This is a genomic window from Rhizobium sp. 01T444 (assembly GCF_056398305.1).
Genome location: NZ_JBFTPD010000020.1, coordinates 1 through 25,358 on the forward strand (window position 1 = coordinate 1; position 25,358 = coordinate 25,358).

At 61.0% G+C, this 25,358-nt stretch carries 27 protein-coding genes; 15 read left to right on the forward strand and 12 right to left on the reverse strand.

The genetic code is table 11. The features are described 5' to 3' along the window. The 5 genes from AC1DTN_RS24120 to AC1DTN_RS24140 form a co-directional block, all read left to right on the forward strand. A partial coding sequence (locus AC1DTN_RS24120) for a hypothetical protein (protein WP_477922934.1) occupies positions 1 to 182 on the forward strand: 182 nt, incomplete at its 5' end. A gap of 11 nt (positions 183 to 193) precedes the next feature. Beyond that, positions 194 to 622: a DoxX family protein gene (locus tag AC1DTN_RS24125; RefSeq protein WP_477922936.1), complete on the forward strand. Its 429-nt coding sequence runs from the start codon at positions 194 to 196 to the stop codon at positions 620 to 622. A gap of 129 nt (positions 623 to 751) precedes the next feature. Further along, on the forward strand, positions 752 to 1,573 hold the full coding sequence (locus AC1DTN_RS24130) for an alpha/beta fold hydrolase (RefSeq protein WP_007814395.1): 822 nt from the start codon (positions 752 to 754) through the stop codon (positions 1,571 to 1,573). A gap of 40 nt (positions 1,574 to 1,613) precedes the next feature. Then, positions 1,614 to 2,495 (forward strand): VOC family protein, encoded by an 882-nt coding sequence (locus AC1DTN_RS24135; protein WP_439015913.1) that lies wholly within the window; start codon positions 1,614 to 1,616, stop codon positions 2,493 to 2,495. Positions 2,496 to 2,522: 27 nt separating this feature from the next. Further along, positions 2,523 to 3,200 (forward strand): YoaK family protein, encoded by a 678-nt coding sequence (locus tag AC1DTN_RS24140; protein ID WP_439015914.1) that lies wholly within the window; start codon positions 2,523 to 2,525, stop codon positions 3,198 to 3,200. Between the two features lie 9 nt (positions 3,201 to 3,209). Here AC1DTN_RS24140 and AC1DTN_RS24145 read toward each other — a convergent pair whose 3' ends face one another. Beyond that, positions 3,210 to 3,479, reverse strand: a complete 270-nt coding sequence (locus tag AC1DTN_RS24145) for a hypothetical protein (protein ID WP_439015915.1) — start codon at positions 3,477 to 3,479, stop codon at positions 3,210 to 3,212. 172 nt (positions 3,480 to 3,651) lie between these two features. On the opposite strand from AC1DTN_RS24145, the gene AC1DTN_RS24150 reads away from it, so the two are divergent. From AC1DTN_RS24150 to pncA, 4 genes are all read left to right on the forward strand, one after another. Further along, positions 3,652 to 6,144 (forward strand): ATP-dependent helicase, encoded by a 2,493-nt coding sequence (locus AC1DTN_RS24150; RefSeq protein WP_477922938.1) that lies wholly within the window; start codon positions 3,652 to 3,654, stop codon positions 6,142 to 6,144. A 161-nt stretch (positions 6,145 to 6,305) separates the two neighbouring features. Next, the gene (locus AC1DTN_RS24155) at positions 6,306 to 6,815 is read left to right on the forward strand and encodes a hypothetical protein (protein WP_477922939.1); all 510 of its coding nucleotides are present in this window, start codon (positions 6,306 to 6,308) and stop codon (positions 6,813 to 6,815) included. Positions 6,816 to 7,076: 261 nt separating this feature from the next. Further along, the gene (locus AC1DTN_RS24160) at positions 7,077 to 7,586 is read left to right on the forward strand and encodes a GNAT family N-acetyltransferase (RefSeq protein ID WP_477922941.1); all 510 of its coding nucleotides are present in this window, start codon (positions 7,077 to 7,079) and stop codon (positions 7,584 to 7,586) included. A gap of 207 nt (positions 7,587 to 7,793) precedes the next feature. After that, positions 7,794 to 8,420 (forward strand): bifunctional nicotinamidase/pyrazinamidase, encoded by a 627-nt coding sequence (gene pncA / locus AC1DTN_RS24165; protein WP_113324952.1) that lies wholly within the window; start codon positions 7,794 to 7,796, stop codon positions 8,418 to 8,420. Here the strand turns inward: pncA and AC1DTN_RS24170 are convergent, their stop codons facing one another. Beyond that, positions 8,421 to 8,672 carry a DUF2164 domain-containing protein gene (locus AC1DTN_RS24170; protein ID WP_439015921.1) on the reverse strand — a complete coding sequence of 84 codons (252 nt, stop codon included), beginning with the start codon at positions 8,670 to 8,672 and terminating at the stop codon, positions 8,421 to 8,423. A 134-nt stretch (positions 8,673 to 8,806) separates the two neighbouring features. Between AC1DTN_RS24170 and AC1DTN_RS24175 the strand changes: the two genes are divergently transcribed. Continuing rightward, positions 8,807 to 9,538, forward strand: coding sequence for an AzlC family ABC transporter permease (locus AC1DTN_RS24175; RefSeq protein WP_113324951.1), 732 nt, complete (start codon positions 8,807 to 8,809; stop codon positions 9,536 to 9,538). Position 9,539: 1 nt separating this feature from the next. After that, complete coding sequence (locus tag AC1DTN_RS24180; RefSeq protein WP_442206174.1) at positions 9,540 to 9,848, forward strand: AzlD family protein; 309 nt, start codon at positions 9,540 to 9,542, stop codon at positions 9,846 to 9,848. Between the two features lie 24 nt (positions 9,849 to 9,872). Here AC1DTN_RS24180 and AC1DTN_RS24185 read toward each other — a convergent pair whose 3' ends face one another. Continuing rightward, complete coding sequence (locus tag AC1DTN_RS24185; RefSeq protein WP_113324957.1) at positions 9,873 to 11,708, reverse strand: aminopeptidase P family protein; 1,836 nt, start codon at positions 11,706 to 11,708, stop codon at positions 9,873 to 9,875. A gap of 278 nt (positions 11,709 to 11,986) precedes the next feature. Here AC1DTN_RS24185 and AC1DTN_RS24190 point away from each other — a divergent pair, with 278 nt between their 5' ends. Further along, positions 11,987 to 12,160 (forward strand): hypothetical protein, encoded by a 174-nt coding sequence (locus AC1DTN_RS24190; RefSeq protein ID WP_007814367.1) that lies wholly within the window; start codon positions 11,987 to 11,989, stop codon positions 12,158 to 12,160. A gap of 170 nt (positions 12,161 to 12,330) precedes the next feature. Here the strand turns inward: AC1DTN_RS24190 and AC1DTN_RS24195 are convergent, their stop codons facing one another. Together AC1DTN_RS24195 and AC1DTN_RS24200 are read right to left on the reverse strand one after the other, a co-directional pair. Continuing rightward, positions 12,331 to 13,209, reverse strand: coding sequence for a 50S ribosomal protein L11 methyltransferase (locus AC1DTN_RS24195; protein WP_477922942.1), 879 nt, complete (start codon positions 13,207 to 13,209; stop codon positions 12,331 to 12,333). A 59-nt stretch (positions 13,210 to 13,268) separates the two neighbouring features. Then, the gene (locus AC1DTN_RS24200; RefSeq protein WP_442206176.1) at positions 13,269 to 13,871 is read right to left on the reverse strand and encodes an SCO family protein; all 603 of its coding nucleotides are present in this window, start codon (positions 13,869 to 13,871) and stop codon (positions 13,269 to 13,271) included. A 376-nt stretch (positions 13,872 to 14,247) separates the two neighbouring features. Between AC1DTN_RS24200 and AC1DTN_RS24205 the strand changes: the two genes are divergently transcribed. Then, positions 14,248 to 16,212 carry a methyl-accepting chemotaxis protein gene (locus AC1DTN_RS24205; protein WP_477922943.1) on the forward strand — a complete coding sequence of 655 codons (1,965 nt, stop codon included), beginning with the start codon at positions 14,248 to 14,250 and terminating at the stop codon, positions 16,210 to 16,212. 2 nt (positions 16,213 to 16,214) lie between these two features. Continuing rightward, positions 16,215 to 16,685: a chemotaxis protein CheW gene (locus tag AC1DTN_RS24210; protein ID WP_037099584.1), complete on the forward strand. Its 471-nt coding sequence runs from the start codon at positions 16,215 to 16,217 to the stop codon at positions 16,683 to 16,685. A gap of 48 nt (positions 16,686 to 16,733) precedes the next feature. Here the strand turns inward: AC1DTN_RS24210 and AC1DTN_RS24215 are convergent, their stop codons facing one another. Further along, positions 16,734 to 17,225, reverse strand: coding sequence for a CreA family protein (locus tag AC1DTN_RS24215; RefSeq protein ID WP_310389362.1), 492 nt, complete (start codon positions 17,223 to 17,225; stop codon positions 16,734 to 16,736). Positions 17,226 to 17,291: 66 nt separating this feature from the next. Beyond that, a complete protein-coding gene (locus tag AC1DTN_RS24220) occupies positions 17,292 to 17,882 on the reverse strand; it encodes a 3'-5' exonuclease (RefSeq protein ID WP_310389361.1) in 591 nt (196 codons plus the stop codon). Between the two features lie 272 nt (positions 17,883 to 18,154). Between AC1DTN_RS24220 and AC1DTN_RS24225 the strand changes: the two genes are divergently transcribed. Further along, positions 18,155 to 18,685: a GNAT family N-acetyltransferase gene (locus AC1DTN_RS24225; RefSeq protein WP_477922945.1), complete on the forward strand. Its 531-nt coding sequence runs from the start codon at positions 18,155 to 18,157 to the stop codon at positions 18,683 to 18,685. Between the two features lie 33 nt (positions 18,686 to 18,718). Here AC1DTN_RS24225 and ligA read toward each other — a convergent pair whose 3' ends face one another. From ligA to lpxC, 5 genes are all read right to left on the reverse strand, one after another. Beyond that, positions 18,719 to 20,875: an NAD-dependent DNA ligase LigA gene (gene ligA / locus AC1DTN_RS24230; RefSeq protein ID WP_477922947.1), complete on the reverse strand. Its 2,157-nt coding sequence runs from the start codon at positions 20,873 to 20,875 to the stop codon at positions 18,719 to 18,721. Between the two features lie 74 nt (positions 20,876 to 20,949). Then, positions 20,950 to 21,468, reverse strand: coding sequence for a DUF6886 family protein (locus AC1DTN_RS24235; RefSeq protein ID WP_477922948.1), 519 nt, complete (start codon positions 21,466 to 21,468; stop codon positions 20,950 to 20,952). A gap of 71 nt (positions 21,469 to 21,539) precedes the next feature. Further along, positions 21,540 to 23,213 carry a DNA repair protein RecN gene (gene recN / locus AC1DTN_RS24240; RefSeq protein WP_477922950.1) on the reverse strand — a complete coding sequence of 558 codons (1,674 nt, stop codon included), beginning with the start codon at positions 23,211 to 23,213 and terminating at the stop codon, positions 21,540 to 21,542. Positions 23,214 to 23,218: 5 nt separating this feature from the next. After that, complete coding sequence (locus AC1DTN_RS24245; protein ID WP_310389354.1) at positions 23,219 to 24,088, reverse strand: outer membrane protein assembly factor BamD; 870 nt, start codon at positions 24,086 to 24,088, stop codon at positions 23,219 to 23,221. A gap of 274 nt (positions 24,089 to 24,362) precedes the next feature. Next, positions 24,363 to 25,319, reverse strand: a complete 957-nt coding sequence (lpxC, locus tag AC1DTN_RS24250) for a UDP-3-O-acyl-N-acetylglucosamine deacetylase (RefSeq protein ID WP_477922951.1) — start codon at positions 25,317 to 25,319, stop codon at positions 24,363 to 24,365. Positions 25,320 to 25,358: the final 39 nt, after the last annotated feature.

Sequence of the window (25,358 nt, forward strand, 5' to 3'; positions counted from 1 at the left end):
GGGGTGAGCCTGAGGGCGCCGGCAAGAACTCGTTGCACCGCCACCTGATTTCCGCCTGCGGCTGCGCCAATGATTGCAATGTCCACGGCCATGCCCACGCCAATGCCTGGGGTTCGAAGGCACCGGTCTCCGATCTCAAGAGCTTCTGGGGTGCGCTCGGCTGCGCCTGCTGGGCCGTCTGAGGATCGATGCCATGCATGCCCTTGAAATCCGATTTGCGTCCCGCGCCCGCCCTCTTTTCGGCGCCGCCTTCATGCGCTTCATCGCCTATCTCGGCCTCTGCGCCGCCTATCTGCAGGGCGGCCTCAACAAGCTCACGGACTTTCAGGGTGCTGTCGGCGAGATGACGCATTTTGGCCTCTCGCCTGCCCCGCTCTTTGCCGTATTCGTCATCATCCTGGAGCTTGTCGCCTCACTCATGATTCTGACCGGCTTTTTCCGTTGGCTGGGCGCAGTCGCCCTCGGTGGCTTCACACTGATGGCCACCTTCCTCGCCCTGCGTTTCTGGGAATTGCCTGATGGAATGGAACGCTTCATGGCCGCCAATTCCTTCTTCGAACATCTGGGCCTCGTCGGCGGTTTTCTGCTCGTCGCCTGGCTCGATCTCAGGGAAAAAGCATAGGGCAACCTGCACCTAAGCATCACTTCCGCTGACCATTGCAAAAATGCTTCCTGACCCTGTCAGCACCGCGGTGCAAACCATCCGCCCCCAGGGCGTAGATCCTGCCAACCTCAGCATAGGACAAGTTCAATGCCGACGATCACAACCAAAGACGGAACGACGATTTACTATCAGGATTGGGGCAACGGCCAGCCGATCCTCTTCTCCCACGGTTGGCCGCTCTCGGGCGACGCATGGGAAGTGCAGATGCTCTATTTCGCCCAGCAGGGCTACCGCGTCATCGCCCACGACCGCCGCGGCCACGGCAAGTCCTCGCAGCCGTGGAACGGCAACAATATGGACCAGTATGCCGATGACCTCGCCGAGCTCATCGAGAAGCTCGATCTGAAGAACCTCATCATGATCGGCCATTCCACCGGCGGCGGCGAAGTCGCCCATTATATCGGCCGCCATGGCACCAGCCGCGTCGCCAAGGTCGTGCTCGTCGGCGCCGTTCCGCCGCTGATGCTGAAGACGCCTGCCAATCCCGAAGGCTTGCCGATCGAAGTCTTCGACGGCATCCGCAAGGGCACGGCCGGCGACCGCTCGCAGTTCTACCGCGACCTCACCATGCCCTTCTACGGCTTCAACCGCGATGGCGCCAAGGTCAATGAAGGCCTGCGCGAAACCTTCTGGCTGATGGGCATGGCCGGAGGCATCAAAGGCCACTACGATTGCATCCGCGAATTCTCCGAGGTCGATTACAGCGACGACCTGAAGAAGATCGACGTTCCGGCGCTCCTCATCCATGGCGATGCCGACCAGATCGTGCCGATCCAGGCTGCCGCCGAAAAGGGCATCAAGCTTCTGAAGAACGGCACGCTGAAGGTCTATCCGGGCGCCCCGCATGGCCTCGCCCAGACCGAAGCCGACAAGTTCAACGCCGACGTTCTCGCCTTCATCAAGGCGTAAACCGGGAGTAGCGGCCGGCCAGGCCGAAGGAGATCACGCAATGCTTCGTCTATCGTTAGCCCTTGTTGCCCTTCTCGGCCTAGCCGGTGCCCCGGCCTATGCCGCCTCGCCGCAATTCGGCGTCGGCGCGCAATATGATACGACCCATGTCTATGTCGCTCCTGGCGACGTGGACGCCTTCGCCAAAAGCTTCCTCGCCACTTTCGGCGGCACCAGCACCAAGCAGGTAACGGCAACCGTTACGCCGACGCCGAGCAGCACGACGTCGCAGCTTCTGCAGACGCCCGTCGGTACTATCTCGCTCTTCGGCTTCGAGACGCCGATCCCCTACCCCTTCGGCGCCGAACGATCAGGCTATCTCGTCACCGATCTCGACAAGGCCATAGCCGCGGCAAAGGCTGCCGGCGCCGACGTCATTGTCTCCGCCTTCCCGGATCCGATCGGCCGCGATGCCGTCATCCAGTGGCCGGGCGGTGTCAACATGCAGCTCTATTGGCACACGACCACGCCAAACTATCCGGCCTTCACGACCATCCCGGAAAACCGCGTCTACGTGTCCGTCGACCGCGTGGCCGCCTTCACCCATGCCTTTCTCGCCTTCTCGCATGGCAAGGTCGTCTCCGACGATGAGAAGGCGCCCGGCACCGAGATTGGCCTGCCGGACAAGGCCTTTCACCGCCTGCGCATCGAATCCGTCTTCGGCCGCATGACCGTGCTCGTCACCGATGGCCAGCTGCCTTTCCCCTATGGTCGCGAAATGACTGGCTACGAGACCGCCGATCTTGACGCGACGCTTCAAAAAGCCAAGGAGAGCGGCGCTGAAATTCTCGTCGAACCCTACCAGTCCGGCGATCGCCGCGCCGCCATGGTGGAATTCCCGGGCGGCTATATTGCCGAAATCCACGCCGTCGCGGCACACTAGGCAAACGAATTCATAGAGGAAAAAACAATGCGCCCAGCCCTGCCCGTGCTCCTGAGCCTGACCGGCGGCTATGTTGATACAGCCGGCTTCCTGGCGCTTGGCGGCCTCTTCCCCGCCCATGTCACCGGCAACTTCGTGACGCTTGGCGCAGCGCTCACTCACGGCACGTCTGGCATCATCGCCAAGTTGCTGGCGCTGCCGGTGTTCTGCCTGACGATCCTTCTGCTGCGCTACCTCACCCACAATGTGCCGCCAGGCGATGAGAAGGGCTTGCGCATCCTGCTCGTGATCAAGCTTCTCTTCCTGATTGCCGGCGGCGCCTGCGCCATCTGGCTTGCGCCCTTTACCAATCCGGATGGCCTGCCGCTGGTCGCGACCGGCATGCTGCTCGTCATCGCCATGGCGATCCAGAACGCCGCTCACCGCATCCATCTCGGCGCCTCACCGCCGAGCACGCTGATGACCGGCACGACGACGCAGATCATGATCGATCTCGGCGACCTCGCCCATGGCAGCCTCGGCGATCAGACAAAGACCGTGAAAGGGCGCCTGTCGCGCTTGACGGTCGCCGTTTTCGCCTTCGCCCTCGGCTGCGGCCTTGCCGCCTTGCTCTTTGCGACCATTGGCGTCTGGTGCTTGGCCCTGCCGCCGCTCTTTGCGCTGGTTTCGGTCTGCTTGGCTTTTGCCGGCCCGCAGGCCGCTTGAGAGCAGCCCTTAGCGGCCGATGCCGTTGCCGGCCGCCTTTGCCTCTGCCTCGGCAATACGTTGCCTCAGCGTGGCCTTGCGCGCCCGGATCTCAAGCGAAACGAGTTCGGAAATCGACCCATTGCGGCGCAGCAAGGCAATCGTGCTCAACACGGGAGCCACAATGGCAGCGACAAAGAATCCGAGGCCCTCGCCACTGTCCGGCAAACCATTCCCCGCGATCAGCGCAGCAACGATGATCAGCAGGATCAGATTGGCAAGAATGGCGATGACGTGCATATGGCTCTCCCAATGGTTGGCGCGAGACCATAGTTGAGCTCCAGGAGGACCACAACTCCTGGGCAGGCTTCCCGACCAGGCAAATAAACCGGCTGAGGATAGCGCAGCCGCTGGGAATGAAAGCAGAACATCTTTTCTGGTCTTTCCTTCCCGAATCACTACATTACGCGCCATGAGCAATAGTTTCGACGATATGCCCTTCTTCGACGAAGAACCGGGCGATGCGCCGCGCAAGCCGCAACAGCCCGCTGCTCCCGCAAGGGCGCCCGCTGCCGGCGGCGGCATTGCTGCCCGCGCCATGGCGGCCCGCGATGGCGGTCGCCCCGATTATCTCAGCGGTCTCAACCCGGAACAGCGCGAAGCCGTCGAGACACTCGAAGGCCCCGTCCTCGTGCTCGCGGGCGCAGGCACGGGCAAGACGCGCGTACTCACCACCCGCATTGCCCATATCCTTCAGACCGGCCGCGCCTTCCCCTCGCAGATCCTCGCCGTGACCTTCACCAACAAGGCCGCCCGCGAGATGAAGGAGCGTATCGCGCTTCTCGTCGGCGGCGCCGTCGAAGGCATGCCCTGGCTCGGCACTTTCCACTCGATCGGCGTCAAGCTCCTGCGCCGCCACGCCGAACTCGTCGGCCTGCGTTCCGATTTCACCATCCTCGATACCGACGATGTGATCCGCCTCATCAAGCAGATCATCCAGGCCGAAGGCCTTGATGACAAGCGCTGGCCGGCCAAGCAATTCGCCGGCATGATCGATACCTGGAAGAACAAAGGTCTCGGCCCCGCCGATATTCCGGAGGGAGACGCTCGCGCCTTCGCCAATGGCCGCGGCCGCGATCTCTACTTCGCCTATCAGAACCGCCTCTCGACGCTGAACGCCTGCGACTTCGGCGATCTCCTGATGCATCCGATCGCGATATTCCGCAAACAGCCGGACCTGCTCAAGGAATATCACCAGAAGTTCCGCTTCATCCTCGTAGACGAGTATCAGGACACCAACACCGCCCAATATATGTGGCTGCGGCTTCTCGCCCAGCGCCCCAAGGGCGAGCCGCAGAATGTCTGCTGCGTCGGCGACGACGACCAGTCGATCTATGGCTGGCGTGGTGCGGAAGTAGACAATATCCTGCGCTTCGAAAAGGATTTTCCAGGCGCCAAGGTCATCAAGCTTGAGCGCAATTACCGCTCGACGGCCCATATCCTCGGTGCTGCCGCCCATCTCATCACCCACAATGAAGGCCGCCTCGGCAAGACGCTTTTCACCGATCGCTCCGATCCTGACGACGTCAAGGTGCAGGTCCACGCTTCCTGGGATTCGGAGGAAGAGGCGCGTGCCATCGGCGAGGAGATCGAGCGCCTGCAGCGCGGCGATGCCGACGGAAAGAAGCATCTGCTGAACGACATGGCGATCCTCGTGCGCGCCTCCTTCCAGATGCGCGAATTCGAAGATCGGTTCGTGACACTCGGCCTGAACTACCGCGTCATCGGCGGCCCGCGCTTCTACGAGCGCCTCGAAATCCGCGATGCCATGGCCTATTTCCGTCTCGTCGCCCAGCCGGCCGACGATCTCGCCTTCGAGCGCATCATCAACACGCCGAAGCGCGGCCTCGGTGATACGACGGTGCGCGCACTCCACGATTATGCCCGCGCCCGCGACATCCCGATGCTCGCGGCCGCCGCCGATATGATCGAGACGGACGAACTTAAGCCCAAGGCCCGCAAGGCCCTCTTCGATGTGATTCAATCTTTCCGCCGCTGGCAGGAACTGCTTGAAAACACACCACATACCGAGCTTGCCGAGCAGATCCTCGAAGAGTCCGGCTATACCGATATGTGGAAGAACGACAAGAGCGCGGAAGCGCCGGGTCGCCTCGAAAACCTCAAGGAACTCATCCGCTCCATGGATAGCTTCGAATCCTTGCGGGGGTTCCTGGAGCACGTCTCGCTTGTCATGGATGCCGAGACGAACGAAAATCTCGATGCCGTCTCCATCATGACGCTGCATTCGGCCAAGGGCCTGGAGTTCGACACCGTCTTCCTGCCCGGCTGGGAGGAAGGCCTCTTCCCGCATCAGCGCTCCCTCGATGAATCCGGCCGCGCCGGCCTCGAAGAAGAACGTCGCCTTGCCTATGTCGGCATCACCCGCGCCAAACACCGCTGCCACATCTGGTTCGTCTCCAACCGCCGCATCCACGGTCTCTGGCAATCGACCATTCCCTCGCGCTTCCTCGACGAACTGCCGGAGACCCATGTGGAAGTCGCCGAGATGGAGCAGAATTACGGTGGCTACGGCCGCGGCGGCGGTTATGGCCAGTCGCGCTTCGACAAGGCCGATCCCTTCTCCAATTCCTATTCCACGCCCGGCTGGAAACGCGCCCAGCAAAACAAGACCGACGCCACCCGCGACAACTGGGGCAGCCGCTCCGGCCATGCCGTGGAGCGCATCGGCTACGGTGAAAGCGGCCCGCGCGGCCGCACCATCGAGGGCGAACTGGTGGCGAAATCCACTGCGACCGAACCCTCGCGCTTCGCACTCGGCGACCGCGTCTTCCACATCAAATTCGGCAACGGCTCCATATCAGGCATCGAAGGCAACAAGCTGACGATCGACTTCGACCGAGCCGGCCAGAAGCGTGTGCTCGACGGTTTTGTGGAGCGAGTCTGACCGCTCCACTGCCTTGGCGCGTCGCCAGGAATCACAGGCCCAGCCGCACGCGCTTCTCCAGATGACAAAACGCCGCTTTGACCCGACTCGCAAATCAGCCTAGCCCGGTCATTGCCCGCCCATGAAAGGCAGGCTTCACAAGACCTTCAAAGGAGGTTCAAGTGACCAGTGTTTCAGCCCTGGGCAGCACGCTGACCCAGTATCAAGCCCCCCTCAACCCACTCGACAAGAACGGTGACGGCGTCGTCTCGGCAGACGAGATCGCCGCCGCTTCCCAATCCTCAACAGCCAGCGCCTCGACCGCCAGTACGTCCGCCGGCGATGACGATTCCTCCGGCTCCGATGTCGTCCAGAAGATCGCAGCCGATATTCTGGCGCTCATGCTCTCGCTCCAGAGGACCGATGACAGCGACAGCCAGTCCAGCACCGATGCCAAGGGTGACGGCTCCAAGGGCGCACTCTCTGCCCTTGATACGAATGGCGATAGCAGGCTCACAACGTCGGAAATTCTTGCCGCCGATCCGCAGAAAATTGCCGCTGATGGCAGCGACGATGATGACAGCGGCCTAATGGCGAAGGTCCTGACCGACATGCAGACTGCACTTCGCGCATACCAGACGACTTATGGCACCTCGCCCGTCGCTACCGGCGATAGCGACCAGACGGCCTGATGCAATGAGGCTCCGCCGGGGGAGCCTCGCTGAACGGGCCGTGACTGACTTTTGCCGCCTCGCTGCCTGATAGCGCCTCTTCACGGCGGGGCAGCATCCGTATTGGTTCGACAGCACGTCTTCATCTTCCGTCAACTTCCGGACCACGCTCCCCTCATTGGCTTTTCGATCGCACGAATCCCCTGTAAATGACATTGCCGAATGACCTGCACCTGCCGGTTCTCATTCCAGATTTCATCCGATTTTCCAGCGAGATTTCCGATGACGGCAATACCGACGCTCCAAACCGAGCGCCTGATTCTGCGGCCTCCCATGATGGAAGACTGGCCGGATTATCATGCGCTGATGATCTCCGATCGTGCGCTCTATATGGGCGGCCCGCATTCGACCAAAGCCGCCTGGGGCATGTTCTGCCATGACGTCGCCCTATGGGAGCTGATGGGCCACGGCGCCCTGATGATGGAGGACCGCGCCACAGGACAATGCCTCGGCCAGGTTGGCATCAATCACGGCCCGCTTTTTCCCGAGAAGGAACTGGGCTGGCTCGTCTATCCGCAGGCCGAGGGCAAAGGTTACGCCTATGAAGCTGCCGTTGCTTTGCGCGACTGGGCCTTTACTGTGCGTGGCCTGAAGACCCTGGTGAGCTATATCGCTCCTCCCAATGTGAGGTCGATTCGGCTCGCTGAGCGGCTGGGCGCCGTGCCGGATATAAAGGCGGCGCGCCAGGAGGGTGATGCCGATGATCTGGTCTTCAGGCATCCGGCTCCATAGCTGCATGCATAAACCCTAATATAAAACGCGAAATACTTGCCGCTTTCGCGTATAACGCGAACGGCAACAGAAAAATACGTTGATGCAGCCATTTGCCACTCTCGATACGAGAAATAGCACTTGCGCCCTGCCCCCCGGAAATCCACTAGTTGATTGTGCCGGCACTGGTCGGCATTTTGCGACGCGGAATGCGTAAGGGATAGCTTGATGAAGGCGTTGCTGCTGGTCGATATTCAGAATGGCTTCTGTCCCGGAGGCAACCTGCCGGTTCTGGATGGCCATGAAGTCGTTCCCGTCGCCAACAGCCTCATCGACAGCGGCAAATACGATCTCATAGTCGCCTCACAGGACTGGCACCCGGCGGACCACGGAAGCTTCGCCTCCTCTCATCCCGACAAGAACCCTTTCGAAATGGGCGAACTCTCCGGCAAGCCGCAGATGTTGTGGCCGGATCACTGCGTGCAATATACGCGCGACGCCGAGCTGCACCCCGAGCTCCACGCTGCCCAAATCGATCTCATCCAGCAGAAAGGCGAAAACAAGAACGTCGACAGCTACTCCGCCTTCCGCGACAACGATCAGTATGCCGTGACCGGCCTTGCCGATTTCCTGGTGGATCAGGGCGTCACCGAACTCGACGTCTGCGGGCTTGCGACGGATTATTGCGTAAAATTCTCTGCGCTCGATGCGCTGGAGCTGATCCCTGGCGTCAAGGTCCGCTTCATCGAGGACGCGAGCCGGGGCATAACGCCCGAAGGTGTCGCCGCGGCCATCGACGAGATGCGCCAGAACGGCATTGAGATCGTCAACAGCGCCGATATTCTGGCTGCCTAATCAGCCGTTTTTCTCGCCCTCGCGCTCCAAGAGATAGATCTCCTCTCCGAAATCCTCCATCTTCTTCAGGAAGGCGGCGTGGGCATCCCTCAAGCCGCGATTATAGAAATAGGGTCCGATATGCTCGGAGAAGAAGTCGAGCAGGAATTCCGCCGGCAGCGCGCCGATCGGATCGAGTTCGCGGTCGAAATATTGCCGGATGCGCGAAACGATTTCCGCTTTTTCCTCTTTTGTAAATTCGATCTTTTTCATTGTCTCCCTCGCCTTGCCGGTGACGTAAACCGGTAACGCTTCAGCAAAATCGATTGGTGAATCAAGGAAATTCAATTGCCGCAGCAGGTGAGACACCATAGAGGGAAATTTCAATTCCAACAGGACCTAATCCCATGAATCGCGCCGACTTTGTCGAAGGTTTGCGGGGCGGCTTTGCCGTGGCGCTCGCTTCTGCCCCCTTCGGAGCACTGTTCGGCGCACTTGCCGCCGAGCAGGGCATGTCGCTCTCCGAACTCACCTTCATGAGCGCCACCGTCTATGCCGGCGCCAGTCAGCTGGTCGGCATCGAGCTTTTCGGCCACAATGTGCAGGCTTGGGTGATCGTGCTGTCGATCCTCGCGGTCAACTTCCGCCACGTGCTCTATTCGGCAGCGATTGCCCGCTACATCAGGCATTTCACGGCGATCCAGAAGTTCTTCACCTTCTTCCTGCTGGTCGATCCGCAATTTGCCGAGACCGTCAGACGCGGTGAGGCAGGTCAGCCCGTTACCTTCACCTGGTATCTCGGCTTCGGCATCATCATTTACATTCCCTGGGTCATGATCAGCCTGATCGGCGGCATGCTCGGATCCCTCATTGGCGATCCGAAGACGATCGGCCTCGATATCCTGCTGCCGGCCTATTTCCTCGCTATCGTGCTCGGCTTCCGCAAGCGTGACAACTTCCTGGCTGTGGCGCTGACGAGCGCCGTCGCCTCGGTCATCGCCTATCATTTCGTGGGTTCCCCCTGGCATGTGAGCCTCGGTGCTGCGGCCGGCATCCTGCTTGCCGCCCTCTTACCCCTTCCCGCGGAGGAGCCGGATCTCGAAGCCGACGCCCTCAACACCGAAAACCACGAGGTCTGAGATGCAGTTCGATCTCCACATGGCTCTCGTGATTCTGGCCGCCGCAGCCGCGACCTTCGCGACCCGCATCGGCGGCTACGTCATGATCACTAAGATGAAGCGCATCCCACCGCGCATGGAGGCGGCATTGAATGCCGTGCCGGCCGCGGTCCTGACGACGCTCGTCGCACCTGCCTTCTTCATCGGTGGTTGGGATTCGAAACTGGCGCTCGCAATCGCCCTCATCATCGGTCTGCGCTTCTCGCACACCTGGATGCTCGTGGCCGCCTGGATCATCGTGATGACCTGGCGACACACGATCGGCCTCTGAACCGAAGGCCGGATAGCCGGCCGCTCAGTATTCCAACGGCAAAGTCGCATTCTCGAGCCATGCCTTGACGTCATGGTCGTGGATCAGCGGCATCAGCGCCTCGCGCGTCTGGCGGTGGTATTCGTTGAACCAGTGCAGCTCGTCATGCGTCAGCAATTCGGGGATGACGATGCTGCGATCGATCGGGCAGAAGGTCAGCGTCTCGAAGCCGAGCATCGACATGTCGCCGCCGTCGACGGCTTCAGCCTCCCGCACATAGATCAGGTTCTCGATGCGGATGCCGAAATGGCCCGGCCGGTAGTAACCCGGCTCGTTGGAGAGGATCATGCCCGGCAGCAGCTCCTGCGTCGAAAGCCGCGAAATGCGCTGCGGTCCCTCGTGAACCGAGAGGTAGGAGCCGACGCCATGGCCCGTGCCATGCGCGAAATCGGCCCCTGCCCGCCATAGCGCGATACGCGCCAGCGGATCGAGATCGCAGCCGCGCGTGCCCTTCGGGAAACGCGCCGTGCTGATCTGGATCATGCCCTTCAGCACCAGTGTGAAGAAGCGCTTGTGCTCTTCGCCGACAGCACCGATGCCGACAGTGCGGGTGATATCGGTCGTGCCGTTGATATATTGCGCGCCGGAATCGATCAGGAAGAGTTCGCCCGGCTGGATATGCCGGTCAGTGGCCGTCGTCACCCGGTAGTGCATGATGGCCGCATGTTCGCCGGCACCCGAGATCGTGTCGAAGGAAATATCCTTCAGCGGGTTCTGCATGCTCTGACCCAGCTTTGCGCGAGCCGCTTCCAGCCGTTCAGCGGCGCCAATTTCGGTGATCGTGCCGGGCTTGCTCTGCGACAGCCAGTAGAGGAATTCCACCATGGCCGCACCATCCTGCAGATGGGCAGCGGCCGAGCCATTGATCTCGACGCTGTTCTTCACAGCCCGCGGCAGCTTTGCCGGATCGACACCTTCCACGACTTCGCCGCCAGCCTTGCGGATGATCTCGGCGAGCGCATAGGAGGCGATATCGGGATCGATGAGGATGCGGCCGCCATCCTTGGCGACCGCAGCAAGCTTCTCATCCAGCAGCGAGGGCGCAAGCTGGGTGGCGATCTGCGCGAGATAGGCTTCCGGCTCGATGCCGGTCTTGCGCTTGTCGAGAAAGATCTCCGCCTTGCCGTCGGCATGAATGATGGCGCGCGCCAGCGGATGCGGCGTGTGCGGCACGTCGGCGCCGCGGATGTTGAAGATCCAGGCAATGGAAGACGGATCGGCGATGAGCACTGCCTTTAGGTTCTTCTTGGCGAGATCATCCGCGATGGTCGCGATCTTGTCCTTGGCGAGAATTCCGGCCTGCGCCACGTTCTGGATGGTGACAGGCCCAAGCGGTTCCGCCGGCCGGTCTGCCCAGAGCTTGTCGAGCGGATTGTGCGGCAGGAAAACCAGTGCGCCACCGATCTCCGAGAGCGCCTTTTCGAGCTTGCGCACTTCGGCACCCGAATGCAGCCACGGATCGATGCCGAGCTTCAGCCCTTTCTTGCCATGCGCAGGCAGCCAGACATGCGGCGGCTCGTTGACCAGATCGCCGCCGGTAAAGACGGAACCATCGACCTGCTCGGCAAGCTGCGTCACGTAGCGCCCGTCGACATAGACGATCGCTTCCGTCCGGGTGATCAGCGCAATGCCCGCAGAGCCGGTGAAGCCCGTCAGCCAGGAGAGCCGCTCCGCACAGGCAGGCACGTACTCGCCGTTATATTCATCGGCGCGCGGCACGAGGAAAGCATCGATGCCGAGCGCATCGAAACTGGCGCGCAGTGCGGAAACCCGTTCCCTGCCGAACTGCGGCGTGGAGGTGACTTCGAAAGACTGGAACATGCTGGAAACCCGAATGAATGAAACGAATCCGGTTAATGGGATAACGGCCATGTTAGCGAATTTTCAGTCATTGGGGAGAAAAAGCGACGCGAAGCGCCTGGAAGGTAGCGGCAGCCCAATAATTTGGCAGAAATGTGTCTCGATGTGGGAAACTGGCACGCTTCATGCATTACGCGCATGGCTGCAATGAAACAAACCCTCTGCCACCGCATGACGGAATAGCTATATAGAGCGCATCGAACGGTTCACGACGAACCATCAACAAAGGATTTTTTGAAATGACCGCCTCTCTCTCGCGCTTCGCTTACAGCAGCCCGGTACAGGCTGGCGAACGCCAGACTGTGCGTCACGTCATTGGCGCCCGCCGCCCGCAGAATGAGGATAGCCTCAAGGTGCTCGCAGCAGGCCAGCGTTCCACGCGCCACAAGGGCGCACCGAGCTACGCATTCTGAGCTTAAAGCCCTTCCGATCCTCCTCCCTCCACCGGACAGGCCTATCGGAATGCAGTAGTGCCCGCTCGAGCATCCTCCTCCTTCGAGCTCGCGGGCAAGACCGGATTTAAATGCCGGTCCAAGGCGGTGCCTCAGGCACCGCCTTTTTTCTTGTTCGGAATTCCCCGAGATTACGTACGATCGAGATGGATCGTCACCCAGCCATTGCGCCAGATCGTGCGCACGTGGCGAAGCTTCGCGCCATTATAGGCGGCAATCACCTTCCAGCGCTGGCTGGCAAGGATGCCGGACAGGATCACCGATCCACCCGGCGCCAGATTGGTGACGAGCTGCGGCGCCATTCTGATCAGCGGCCGCGCCAGAATATTGGCGATGATGAGGTCGAAAGGTCCGTTCTCGGAAAAGGCAGTCGAGTGGAAGCCCGGTGCAGTCACCGTTCTGATGCCGCTGGCAATGCCGTTGCGACGGACATTTTCAGCCGCGACACGAACGGCGATCGGGTCGATATCGGTTGCGAGCACCGGAATGTTGCGCAGCTTGCGCACCGCAATCGCCAGCACGCCGCTGCCGGTACCAAGGTCCAGCGCATTGCGCACCTTGCGTGACCGGACCACGCCGTCGATCACTTCAAGGCAGCCGGCCGTCGTGCCGTGATGGCCGGTGCCGAAAGCCTGGCCGGCATCGATCTCGATGGCAATGTCCCCCATGCGCACCTTGTCGCGGTCATGCGAGCCATGCACGAGGAAGCGCCCTGCCCGGACGGGCTTCAGCCCTTCAAGCGATTTCGTCACCCAGTCCACGTCAGGAATGACCTCACGCGACAGCGCCGCATCGGGAAATGCCTGCGCCAACGCCTCTTCGACGCGGGAGCGTACATCGGCCTCGTCCTCCGCCATCATGTAGACGGAGGCTTCCCAGATATCTTTCTTCTCGTCGATCTCGGTCGTGCCGATGGCAAAATCTTCTTCGCCGAAGACCTCGCTCAGAAGGTCGAGGATTTCCTCGGCCTGCTTTTCAGTCGTCGACACGTAAAGGCGGATTTCACTCACGATAGGCAATCTTTCCGGTTGCGTCGCCCGCTACCGGTTGCGATGCTTTCAGCTGCCGGTCATCCCTTGGCGACGAGATTCTCAAGCTTCTTTATCGCCGTATCGGGGTTTTCGCCATAGGAGATCGTTCCCGAAAAACGCCCCTCCGAATCGAGCAGGAAGACCGAGGCCGTATGGTCCATCGTGTAATCTCCGTCAGGATTGTTCTCGTCCACAGGCACCTTCTTGGCATAGACGCGGAAGCCCTTGATGACGTCGGCGATCTTGTCCGGCGGACCAGAAATGCCCGTAATGCGCTTGGAAACGTTGGAGACGTACTCGTTCATGATCTCGGGCGTATCGCGCTCGGGATCGACGGTCACGAAATAGGCCTGCAGCTTGTTACCCTGGGGATCGACCTTCTCCATCCAGCCGTTGAGCTCGAAGAGCGTCGTCGGGCAGACTTCGGGGCAATGCGTAAAGCCGAAAAACAGGGCCGTCGGCCTACCGCGCAGGGCCTGCTCCGTGATCGGCTGGCCACTCTGCGATACCAGCGTGAACGGAACGCCGAATGGCCCCTCGGCCACCACTTCCCTCGTCCGGCTCTGGTCTAGCGTGAACCAGCCGAGCACGCCGGCAAGCAGCAGCACTGCGATCCAGACGGCGATACGGAAATTCTTCATGGTACTTTCCTCGATGCGCGGATGCCCCCATCCGTCTCGCCCGTGTGATTATATTCGCGATCGCAAGCGCGCAATTCAAGAATGCGTTTTCTCACCCGTGATTAATTGCCCCACCTTGATGAATGCCAGATGCGGGCAAACGTCCTGCGAAAAAGTCGTACAAAGACGAATTATCGCACCTTTCTAACGGCTTGCCGCGGAGGCCTCGAAGCAGCCCGAAGAAATACATCGTTAGGAAAGGCTTAATTGCGGATATCTATATTTAGTAATGCACACAGTGCTTCGGCGCTGTTCCGACATGATGTCGGCCGGAGCATGAACCGGATCAGCATAAAATCGAGGGAACTAAAAACCGCCTGGGGCGGAGGGTGGCTTTATGACAAATTCGACGGTTCGCAGAAAGCTTTCGGTCGGCCAGCGGCTCTGGACGCTCGGCGGGGCTGCTCTCATCGGCTTTAGCTCGATGCTCGGCATCGGCTGGTACGAGAACATGCAGGTCGATACCGGCCTGCGCCGCGCCGACGAGATCCAGCAGAGCATCGACATCATCAACGACATGCGCGTCGCCAATCTGACGCTGGTTCTCGCCGCCATGGACTCGATCGTCGACCGGGAAGAGAAGATCATCCAGCCCGACCGCCTGAAGATCGTTGCCGATTCGCTGGCAACCCTCTCCAGCGGCTCGAAGGAAATAGGCATGATCGCCGAGGAGCTAAAGGCCGGCGACCTGCTGAAGAGCTACGATTCCGATGTCGGCGCACTTCGCCAGGCCATTCAGGTGGATCTCAAGGCGCTCGTCGAACAAGGCGCGTCCGATGCCGAATTCGACAAGATCGACGATCGCATCGACTCTGAAGGCGAAAAGCTCGCCGCCACCCTCGACAAGTTCGCCAGTGACGGCACCGTCGTTGCCCGCAAGCGCATCGAAAGCGCCAACGAGACCTCCCGCAGCTCGCTTGTCATCCAGATCGCGCTTGGCGTCATCGCCATCCTCACAATGGCTGCGCTGCAATATATCCATGGTGGCTCCATCCGCCGCGGCATCGTCACCGTGCGCGAAAGCATGCTGCGCATCTTGAACGGCGACCTGACAAGCAACGTCGCCGGCAAGGAGCGCGGCGACGAGATCGGCGAAATGGCCCGTGCCGCCGAAAGCTTCCGCCTTGCAGCCATCGAAAAGATCGATCTGGAAGCCCGCACCGAGACCGACCGCCAGCGCAGCGATGCCGAACGCCGCGAGCGCGAATCTGCCAAGCTTGCCGATACGGAAGCGCTGAACACCACCGTCACGGCGCTCGCTCAGGGCCTCACCCGCCTTGCCAACGGCGACCTGACAGCGAGCATCGACCAGCCCTTCCGCGACGAGCTGGAAAGGCTGCGTCAGGATTTCAACCAGACGGCCCTACGCCTGCGTCAGGCGATGGGCGATATTGCCCTGAACAGCACGTCCATCCAGGCCAACAGCCACCAGATGCGCGCCGCCGCCGACGACCTTGCCAAGCGCACAGAGCAACAGGCCGCCTCGCTGGAAGAGACCTCAGCGGCGCTGGACGAGATCACCGCTACCGTCCGTAACGCCACCAGCCGCGCCGAGGAAGTCGGCAACATGGTCGCTCATACTCGCCAGAATACCGAGAAATCCGACGCCATCGTCGGCGATGCGATGGCCGCGATGGAGCGAATCGAAGGCGCCTCCCGCGAGATCGGCACGATCATCAACGTCATTGACGAGATTGCCTTCCAGACGAATCTGCTGGCACTCAACGCCGGCGTCGAGGCCGCGCGTGCCGGCGAAGCCGGCAAGGGCTTTGCGGTCGTTGCACAGGAAGTTCGCGAACTTGCCGGCCGCGCAGCAGGAGCAGCCAAGGATATCAAGACCTTGATCGGAAAATCCGGCGCCGAAGTTAAGATCGGCGGCGAATTAGTGACGGCTGCCGGCGAGGCTTTGCGCCAGATCGGCGAAGATGTTCTGCGTATCGACGGTCATGTTAAATCAATCGTAACCTCTGCGCGCGAACAATCAGTCGGACTGAACGAGATCAATACAGCCATCAGCCAGATGGATCAGGTGACGCAGAAGAATGCGGCCATGGTGGAAGAAACGAACGCCRCCAGCCACACTCTCGCAACCGATGCGGAAAACCTGACGCAGCTGGTTCGGCAGTTCAATATCGGCGAGGGCATGAGCGCCCGTCAAACGCCGCGAGAAGCCCCCGCAGCCTCGCATCCGAAACCTTCACCCGCACGGCGCCTCATGGGCAAGGTCGCGGGCGCATTCACAGGCGGCGGCGCCGCCAGGACACTCGCCTCTCCGGCCGGAGACAACTGGGAAGAATTCTGACCATGAACAACAATGCCATCAAGCAGTCGGGCGCCTACCTCGAAATCGTCTCGTTCCACCTGGGCGACCAGGAGTTCTGCATCGATATCATGGCGATCCGCGAAATCCGTGGCTGGGCGCCGGTCACCCCCATGCCGCACACCCCGCCCTACGTCCTCGGCCTCATCAACCTGCGCGGTGCCGTGATCCCGGTTATCGACATGGCCTGCCGCCTCGGCATGAAGATGACGGAACCGTCGGAGCGTTCCGCCATCATCGTCACCGACATCGCCGGCAAACTCGTCGGCCTGCTGGTCGAACAGGTCTCCGACATGATGACCATCAAGAGCGAAGACCTTCAGCCGCCGCCGGAAATCATCCCGGAAGCCCAGCGCGCCTTCTGCCGCGGTATCGTCGCGCTCGAAAAGACCATGGTCTGCTTCCTCAACCTCGACACCGTCATCGCCGACGAACTGTCCCGCGAAGCCGCCTGATCGCTCTTCATATTCGGAATTCAAAGGCCCGGCTTGTCCGGGCCTTTTTCATTGCGGTTTCCCGTTCTTCCACACCACATCCTGCCCGTAGAGCGGAATGGTCGAGATCGACATCTTCGCCGAGCCATCCGTAAGCTCCCGCGAATGGGCGAGATAGATCAGCGTATTGTTGGCCTTGTCGTAGATACGGTTGACCGCCAGCGTCTTCCAGATCAGCGACATGCCCTGCCGGAACACCTCGCTGCCATCCTTGGAAAGATCGATATTGCCGATCTCGATCGGCCCCGTCTGGCGGCAGGCGATGGAGTTGTTCGAGGGATCTTCGAACCAGTTGCCGTTCTTGAAACGGTCGATGAGGCTGCGGTCGAAATAGGTGACATGGCAGGTCACGCCCTTCACCTCAGGGTCGGAGACCGCCTCGATAATGATGTCGTTGCCGATCCAGTCGACCCCGACCTTGCCGACGACTTCCGCAGATGTCGCGCCTGCGGAAACGGCGAGGAATGCTGCAGAGAGGAAAAGATTGCGGAAAGCGGACATGGCAACTCCCGTGTTGATCCGGAAGCTAAGATAAGAATGGCCAAACCCTTTGCAAGAAAGCGAGGCTCAGCCCTTGCGGCAGGTGCAGGGCGCGTAGCCGGCGGCCATCAGCTTACCTGGTGTCATGCCGATCAGCGCCGGAATGGCGGCAACCGTCGCAGCCTTGACAGCCTTCGCCATCTCGATTGCCGCTGCCGCGCAGACGGCAGCATCCTCAGCCGCATTGTGGTGGACGAAACGCAAGCCGAGATGTTCGGCAATCAGGTTCAGCCGGTGCGACAGGAAATGCGGCCAGATGCGCTGCGCCATCTTCAGGCTGCAGAGATAGCTGAGCTCCGGATAGGACTGCCGGTAAAGATCGAGGCTCGCCCGCCAGACGCTGAAATCGAAGGCGGCATTGTGAGCGATCATCGTCGCGCCCCGGAAATCCTCAAGGAACTCGTCCATGACTTCAGGAAATTCCGGCGCATCCTCGACATGCTCAGGGCGAATGCCGTGGATCGCGATATTCATGCCGGAGAAGCGCATGTCGCGTGGCCGGATCAGCCGCTCCTCGACCCGCGTCACCTGCCCGTCCTCGATCCAAGCAAGGCCGACGGAGCAGGCGCTGCCGCGCTGTTCGTTGGCTGTCTCGAAATCGATGGCGATAGTCTTCACGGGCAAATATCCGAATCGTCTGCTCTTCCGGAATAATCTTAGCCGTATCCGAAGGCAAATTCTCACCTGTTGACATCTGCACGCAAATGGCGAAACTTCCGTCCATGATCAACTCAGTGGCCCACACCCTTCATCTTATCACCACGACCCATGCAGGGTACGCGGGAGAGATGGTGCGCCACTAGCAGCCGATCATCCCCGAAAACCCTGCCGAGGCGAGCAGGGTTTTCCGAAACTCCGCTCTCCTCTTTTAGAAACCCAAGGAGAGCATGATGTCAGCCAATCAGGATACCCCACCCGAAAAGCCTTCGTTGAAAGGCCTCAATGTTCGCGCTTTGCGCATGAGCGATGTTGAAGCCGTTACCGAACTGATGAACCTGCCGGGCTATCGTGCCGGCACGCTGCGCCCGCCTTTTCAAAGCATCGATGCGGTGCGCAAGCGCATGGAATCCCCCTCACCTAACGCCCTCAACCTCGTTGTCGAACTCGACGGCCGGATCGTCGCCAATGGTGGCATGAACCGCTTCGAAGGACGGCGCCAGCACGCCGCGAGCCTCGGCATGGGTGTCCATGACGATTTCACCGGTCGCGGCGTCGGAACCGCCCTGATGGCCGCGTTTGTCGATGCCGCCGACAATTGGCAGGATATCAAGCGGATGGAACTGACTGTCTATACCGATAACGCGGCAGCTATCCGCCTCTACGAAAAATTCGGCTTCGAAAAGGAAGGGCTCCTCCGATCATTCGGCTATCGCGACGGGCAATATGTCGATGCCTATACGATGGCGCGGCTGAGGGCCTGAAACAAAGAGGCTGGTGTTGTTGGCGGCTCTCCGTTACCCCCCAATCAGGGCCAGCCACTCGTCTTCGTCCATGGTCTGAACGCCGAGTTCGCGAGCCTTGTCGAGCTTGGAGCCGGCGCCGGGGCCGGCAACGACGATATCGGTCTTCTTGGAGACGGAACCTGCCACCTTTGCCCCGAGGCCTTCAGCCCTCGCCTTCGCCTCTTCGCGCGTGAATTTCTCCAGTGAACCGGTGAAGACGACCGTCTTGCCCGCGACCGGGCTACCCACTGTCACCGGCTGTTCGGCCTCTTGCGGCGTCACCTCGTCGAGCAAGCGGCCGATCACCTCGATATTGCGCGGCTCCTTGTAGAATTCCACGATGGCGCGCGCCACGACCTCGCCGATGCCCTCGATGGCGTTGAGGTCGTTCCAGGCATCGCCCGAAAGCGTTGCCGCCTCCTTCATTGCCGTCGCAAAGGCCTCGTAGGTATTGTAGGAGCGCGACAGGAGCTTCGCCGTCGTCTCGCCTACGTGGCGGATGCCGAGCGCGTAGATGAAGCGGTGAAGGGCGATGCTGCGCCGCTCATTGATTGCAGCATAGAGCTTGCCGACGCTGACCTTGCCGAAACCGTCGATATTCTCCAGCTTGGTGATCGACTGTTGCTGACGCTTCTCCAGCGTGAAGATATCGGGCGCCGTGCGGATCTGCAGCGCAGGATCCTCGCTCTCGAAGAAGAAGTCGATCTGCTTGGAGCCAAGTCCTTCAATATCGAAGGCATTGCGCGAAACGAAATGCTTCAGCTCTTCCGTCGCCTGCGCGCGGCAGATGAAGCCGCCGGTGCAGCGGGTGACGGAATCGAGCTTGCCGGTCTTCTCGTGCCGCTCACGCACCGCATGCGAACCGCAGACCGGGCACACTTTTGGAAACTGATAGGGCTGCGCCTCAGCAGGACGCTTTTCCATGACGACATCGAGCACCTGCGGGATCACGTCACCGGCACGCTGCACGATGACGGTGTCGCCGATGCGGATATCATGCTCCTCCTCACGGATGCGCTCGCCATTATTGCCGATGCCCTTGATATAATCCTCGTTGTGCAGGGTCGCATTGGTGACAACSACRCCGCCGACGGTGATCGGCGTCAGCCGCGCSACCGGCGTCAGCGCGCCSGTRCGRCCGACCTGGATGTCGATATTCTCGACGATGGTGAAAGCCTGCTCAGCCGGAAACTTGTGCGCCGTCGCCCAGCGCGGGCTGCGCGAGCGGAAGCCGAGACGCTGCTGCAGCTCGAGGCTATCGACCTTGTAGACGACGCCATCGATATCGTAATCGAGGTCCGGCCGCTCGAGGCCGATCTCGCTGTAATGGGCAAGGATATCGTCAACCGAGTTCAGCCGCTTCATCAGCGGATTGACCGGGAAGCCCCACTCCCTGAACTTTTCGACCATGCCCATCTGCGTATTGGCAGGCATGTCCGACATCTCGCCCCATGCATAGGCAAAGAACTTCAACTTGCGGCTCGCCGTCACCTTCGCATCGAGCTGACGCAGCGATCCTGCCGCCGTGTTGCGCGGATTGACATAGGTCTGCTTGCCTTCGGCCTCCATCTGGGCGTTGAGCGCCATGAAATCGCTCTTGGCCATATAGACCTCGCCGCGCACTTCCACGACGGATGGAACGCCCTTCGGCAGCTCGTTCGGGATTTCCTTGATAGTGCGGATATTGGCCGTGACGTTTTCGCCCGTCGTGCCGTCGCCGCGCGTGGCAGCCGTTATAAGCTTGCCGTTCTCGTAACGGATGGACATGGAAAGCCCGTCGATCTTCGGTTCGGCGGTAAAGGCGATGGAATTGTCAGGCAGGCGGCCGAGGAAGCGATAGACGCTGGCAACGAAATCGCGCACGTCCTCCTGCGAGAAAGTATTGTCGAGCGACAGCATCGGCCGGGAATGAACGACCGGCGCAAAAGTGACGGAAGGGGCTGCACCGACCCGGCGCGACGGGCTGTCTTCGCGGATGAGCTCGGGGAAGCGTGCCTCGATCGCATCGTTGCGGCGCTTTAGCGCGTCATAATCCGCATCGGAAATCTCCGGCTGGTCCTTGCCATGATAGAGCGCATCGTTACGCGCAACCTCCTTGGCCAGCCGTTCCAGTTCGATGGCAGCGTCTTCAAGGGTCAGGTCCTCAACAGCGACGGATTCGGTCGACATGCAGCTTCACTCCAGAGAATCTGCAATGGTTTTAGAGCAAAATTCCGCGATTGAAATAGCACCAATGTTTTGAATTATGGCCGCGCGTTGCGCAGTCTGATGGCGCTGACGTGTAGCGTGCTGTCCCGCAGAGCCTTCAGCGGCATGAGGCTGCCAACGACACGGAGCTCGATGCCGCGCGGCGCAAATTCGCGATCGAGGCCGGACATTGCGGTGAGTGCGAGCGGCAGAACCGTCCTGCGCGACACCCACATTCCCGCGTCCTGCAGGTCCTCGAAACCATCGGCCGGCATCTCGTAGCGGTGGATGCTTTCGGCCTGCAGCCGCGCCAGCCAGCCACGCTCGATATAGGCGGCACCCCGCCAGTCGCCGAGCAAGCGGCGATCTTCGTCTGATGTCTCGGGCGTCGCCCAGATCAGAATACGCGGGCAATCGCGCGGGAAGAGATACATGAAGTCGTGGATGTCATCGATCGCCCAGACGAGCGGGCCGTTCAGCCATTCCATTCCCGCCAGACGCTCCGAGGGAGCGCGCACGGGGCGCGGCTCAAAGACCGCAATAGTGGGATCATCACTGAAATGGAAAAGCCGCATGAATGGCTGAACCTCACCGGTGGGTGACGTCCCATAGCCTGGCCGCCGAGATTAGTCACTGGCGGCTTATGCTAGCCGTTACCCGCCAGCAACCGTGCCGCAGCCGCCCTCGCCTCTTCCGTCACGGACGCGCCGGCAAGCATGCGGGCAATCTCTTCCGTGCGGTCCTTCTGGGCCATGGTGGCAACGCGTGTGGCGATCTTGTCGGAGCCTTCGCCGGACGGTCCCTTGGAGATCAGGAGATGTGTGGCGGCACGGGCTGCCACCTGCGGCGCATGGGTGACGGAGAGAACCTGCACGCGCTCGGAAAGCCGCTTCAGCCGCTGGCCGATCGCATCCGCCACTGCCCCGCCGACGCCTGTGTCGATTTCGTCAAAGACGAGCGTCGGCGCCGAGCCGCGGTCGGCAAGCGCCACCTTGAGCGCCAGCAGAAAGCGCGAGAGTTCGCCGCCCGAGGCGACCTTCATGATCGAGCCGGGACGCGTGCCCGGATTGGTCTGGACGTGGAATTCCACGACATCGATGCCCTCGGCCGTCGCCTCTTCCGCATCGGTGGTAATCTCCACCATGAAGCGGGCGCGCTCGAGCTTCAGCGCCGGCAGCTCAGCCATGACGGCCTGCGCCAGTGCATCGCCGGCATGCTGACGCTTCTCCGAAAGCGAGCGGGCGGCCGCATCGTAATTCGCCTTGGCGACCCCAACTTCCGCCTCGAGCTTGGAGAGACGCTCCTCGCCGGCATCGAGATCGGCAAGATCGTTGATCATGCGCACGGCGAGCGCCGGAAGCTCGGTGACGGGAACAGAATATTTGCGGGAGGCAGCGCGGAGCGCAAACAACCGCTCTTCGACGCGCTCCAGTTCCTTCGGATCATATTCCGTCTTGCGCAGTGCCGCCTCGACTTCCATCTGCGCGTTGGAAAGCTGGTCCAGCGCGGCGTCAAGCAGGGCTACGGTGTCTTCCAGCAGGCCGGGCGCCTCATGGCTCTTGCGCTCGAGACGGCGCACCAGCGAGGCGATATGCGGCACGGGAGAGGCATTGCCGTTGAGGAATTCGGAGGCCTCGGCGATATCGCCGGCGATGCGCTCCGCCTTCATCATCTTCTGGCGACGGTCGGCAAGCTCATCCTCTTCGCCATCGCGTGGCGAGAGCTTTTCGAGCTCTTCGACGGAGGAGCGCAGATAATCCGCCTCACGGGCAGCTACCTCGACCTTCTCGCGGTGCTTCTTCAGCGTGCGCTCGCTATCGCGCCACTGGCGGTAAAGCGCGGCCACGCCCTGCACGTCCTCGCTGATACCAGCAAAGGCGTCGAGCAGCGTTCTGTGGGCATTGGTATCGACAAGCGCGCGGTCGTCGTGCTGGCCATGGATCTCGACCAGCATCTGGCCAGCCTGGCGCATCAGCTGAACGCTGACAGGCTGGTCGTTGACATAGGCCTTGGTGCGCCCGTCGGAGGATTGCTGGCGGCGAAAGATCAAGTCGCCTTCGTCATCGATGCCGTTTTCGCGCAAGAGCTTGCGGGCACCATGATCCAAGCCGACATCGAAGACGGCGGTCACCTGGCCCTTATCCTCGCCATGGCGCACGAGACCGCCATCGCCGCGCCCGCCAAGGGCCAGCGACAGACTGTCGAGCAGGATGGATTTGCCGGCGCCCGTCTCACCCGTCAGCACGGAGAGGCCGGTCTCGAAGGCAAGATCCAGCCGCTCGATCAGAACGATATCGCGGATCGAAAGCTGGATCAGCATTGGCCTCAGGAACCGAGAAGGAGTTTCTTGCCCGCTGCAGCGATCCACGAACCCTTGTTTTCACGCGGTTCCGCGCCGCCCGACTGCAGCAGCTTGTAAGAATCAGCATACCACTGACTGTCGGGATAATTGTGACCGAGAACGGCAGCGGCAGTCTGCGCCTCCTCGACGACGCCCAACGCATAATAGGCTTCGACGAGACGGGCGAGCGCCTCCTCCACCTGATTCGTGTTCGGGTATTTCTCGACGACGATGCGGAAGCGCGAGATCGCGGCAAGATATTCCTTGCGCTCCATGTAATAGCGGCCGACCTGCATTTCCTTACCGGCCAGCTGGTCGCGCGCAAAGCGCATCTTGGCCTGCGCGTCATCCACATATTCGGAGTCAGGATAGTTGTCGACGACGGCCTGCATCGCCTCGATCGTCTTCTGCGAGGCGCGCTGGTCCTGCGTCACGTCGACGATCTGCTTGGAATAGGTCAGGCCCACGAGATACTGCACGTAAGCGGCATCCTTGGACTTCGGATATTGCGCCATGTAACGGTTGCCCGATGCAAGCGCGTCGTCGAAACGGCCCTGGCGGTATTTGACGAAGGTGCTCATGACGAGCGCCTTGCGCGCCCATTCCGAGAAGGGGTTCTGCGCATCGATCGCGTCGAACTTGCGCCCCGCCTCGGCCATGTTGCCTGCCTTCATGTTGGCGAGGCCCTGGGTGTAAAGCACATCTGGCGGATCGGTTTCGAGGCCGAGCTTGGTGATGTCGATATCAGGGTCCGACTGGCAGCCGGAAATCAAGGCACCTGCGCTCAGCACCATCACGGATGCGAGCAAAGCGCGCGCTGTCTTCATCATCATGTCAGACCTTGCATAAGCCATTCGAAAGAATCCCACCGCTGCCGTCCACTCCACAGCAGCCACGCCTAGCTGGCGTTTCTAGCCACAAATACCTGTCAAGAGCAACGCAATGATCACGCATTAACGCATTTTTGTGGCAGCACCGCCGAGAATGTCGGGCTTTTCACCGGCATTCGAAGCGGCAGCGGCTAAATATATGCCGCAAAACATCTATCGACGCGCTTGTGCGCCCCTTGCCCATAAAAAAACCGCCCCCGTTAGGAGGCGGCCCTGGCCTTAATTGCTATACTGGAGGTCATGCCGACCAGGGGGCGAATTCCGGAGCGCTGACTGCAATGAATTCGCGAACGGCAACGCGCTGGCGCGGCGTCGAAGTCTCGACCACTTCATAGGCCGAGGCATCGCTGAGCAGTGCCTTGAGAGCGTTGGCGTTCATCTTGTGGCCGCCGCGATAGGAACGGTAGCAGCCGATGAACTGTGCGCCGGCAAGCGCCAGATCGCCGACGGCATCGAGCGTCTTGTGACGCACGAACTCGTCCTTGGCATAGCGCAGGCCTTCGACATTGATGACGGCATTGTCGTCGGAGATGACGACCGAGTTTTYAAGCGAGGAGCCGAGAGCATGGCCCGAAGCCCAGAGACGCTCGACATCACGCATGAAGCCGAAGGTGCGCGCACGCGACAGCTCGGTCTTGAAGACGGCTGCGGTGAGATCGCCTTCCCACTTCTGGCGGCCGATCAGCGGGCATTCGAAATCGATCTCGACTTCGAAGCGCGTGCCGTCATAGGGGCGGAACTCGCTCCAGGAACCGCCATGCTCGATACGAACCGGCTTGGTGATGCGGATGTAGCGACGCTTGACGCCGAGGGAAACGAGGCCGACCTGTTCGATGGCTTCGACGAAGGGAACCGAGCTGCCATCCATGATCGGCATTTCGGCGCCGCTGACTTCGATCACGACATTGTCGAGGCCGAGAGCGTAAACGGCTGCCATCACGTGCTCGATCGTCGCGACGGAATGGGCAGGCGAGAAGCCGAGAACGGTGCAGAGATCGGTATTGCCGACCTGCGAGGAAACAGCCTTCAGTTCGGTGACGTCACCATTGTCATGGATGCGCTGGAAAATAACGCCGGTGCCGGCTTCGGCCGGATTGAAGGTGATCGAAACGTCGGCACCAGAATGAACGCCGATGCCCGAAAGAGTCACCGGACGTGATACCGTCGTCTGAAAGCCCAGCAAGCCAAGTCCCATAAAATCTGCCTTTATTCTTCCGTACCCGTTGTTGCCAAC

Coding starts and splice junctions, on each gene's coding strand:
- AC1DTN_RS24160 (WP_477922941.1), top strand. CDS start 7,077: ATGACGGCAATACCGACGCTCCAAACCGAGCGCCTGATTCTGCGGCCT.
- AC1DTN_RS24170 (WP_439015921.1), bottom strand. CDS start 8,672: ATGAAAAAGATCGAATTTACAAAAGAGGAAAAAGCGGAAATCGTTTCG.
- AC1DTN_RS24135 (WP_439015913.1), top strand. CDS start 1,614: ATGCTTCGTCTATCGTTAGCCCTTGTTGCCCTTCTCGGCCTAGCCGGT.
- AC1DTN_RS24150 (WP_477922938.1), top strand. CDS start 3,652: ATGAGCAATAGTTTCGACGATATGCCCTTCTTCGACGAAGAACCGGGC.
- AC1DTN_RS24180 (WP_442206174.1), top strand. CDS start 9,540: ATGCAGTTCGATCTCCACATGGCTCTCGTGATTCTGGCCGCCGCAGCC.
- recN (WP_477922950.1), bottom strand. CDS start 23,213: ATGCTGATCCAGCTTTCGATCCGCGATATCGTTCTGATCGAGCGGCTG.
- AC1DTN_RS24145 (WP_439015915.1), bottom strand. CDS start 3,479: ATGCACGTCATCGCCATTCTTGCCAATCTGATCCTGCTGATCATCGTT.
- AC1DTN_RS24225 (WP_477922945.1), top strand. CDS start 18,155: ATGTCAGCCAATCAGGATACCCCACCCGAAAAGCCTTCGTTGAAAGGC.
- AC1DTN_RS24190 (WP_007814367.1), top strand. CDS start 11,987: ATGACCGCCTCTCTCTCGCGCTTCGCTTACAGCAGCCCGGTACAGGCT.
- AC1DTN_RS24130 (WP_007814395.1), top strand. CDS start 752: ATGCCGACGATCACAACCAAAGACGGAACGACGATTTACTATCAGGAT.
- AC1DTN_RS24185 (WP_113324957.1), bottom strand. CDS start 11,708: ATGTTCCAGTCTTTCGAAGTCACCTCCACGCCGCAGTTCGGCAGGGAA.
- AC1DTN_RS24235 (WP_477922948.1), bottom strand. CDS start 21,468: ATGCGGCTTTTCCATTTCAGTGATGATCCCACTATTGCGGTCTTTGAG.
- AC1DTN_RS24140 (WP_439015914.1), top strand. CDS start 2,523: ATGCGCCCAGCCCTGCCCGTGCTCCTGAGCCTGACCGGCGGCTATGTT.
- AC1DTN_RS24200 (WP_442206176.1), bottom strand. CDS start 13,871: ATGAAGAATTTCCGTATCGCCGTCTGGATCGCAGTGCTGCTGCTTGCC.
- AC1DTN_RS24125 (WP_477922936.1), top strand. CDS start 194: ATGCATGCCCTTGAAATCCGATTTGCGTCCCGCGCCCGCCCTCTTTTC.
- AC1DTN_RS24245 (WP_310389354.1), bottom strand. CDS start 24,088: ATGGCTTATGCAAGGTCTGACATGATGATGAAGACAGCGCGCGCTTTG.
- AC1DTN_RS24210 (WP_037099584.1), top strand. CDS start 16,215: ATGAACAACAATGCCATCAAGCAGTCGGGCGCCTACCTCGAAATCGTC.
- AC1DTN_RS24175 (WP_113324951.1), top strand. CDS start 8,807: ATGAATCGCGCCGACTTTGTCGAAGGTTTGCGGGGCGGCTTTGCCGTG.
- pncA (WP_113324952.1), top strand. CDS start 7,794: ATGAAGGCGTTGCTGCTGGTCGATATTCAGAATGGCTTCTGTCCCGGA.
- AC1DTN_RS24215 (WP_310389362.1), bottom strand. CDS start 17,225: ATGTCCGCTTTCCGCAATCTTTTCCTCTCTGCAGCATTCCTCGCCGTT.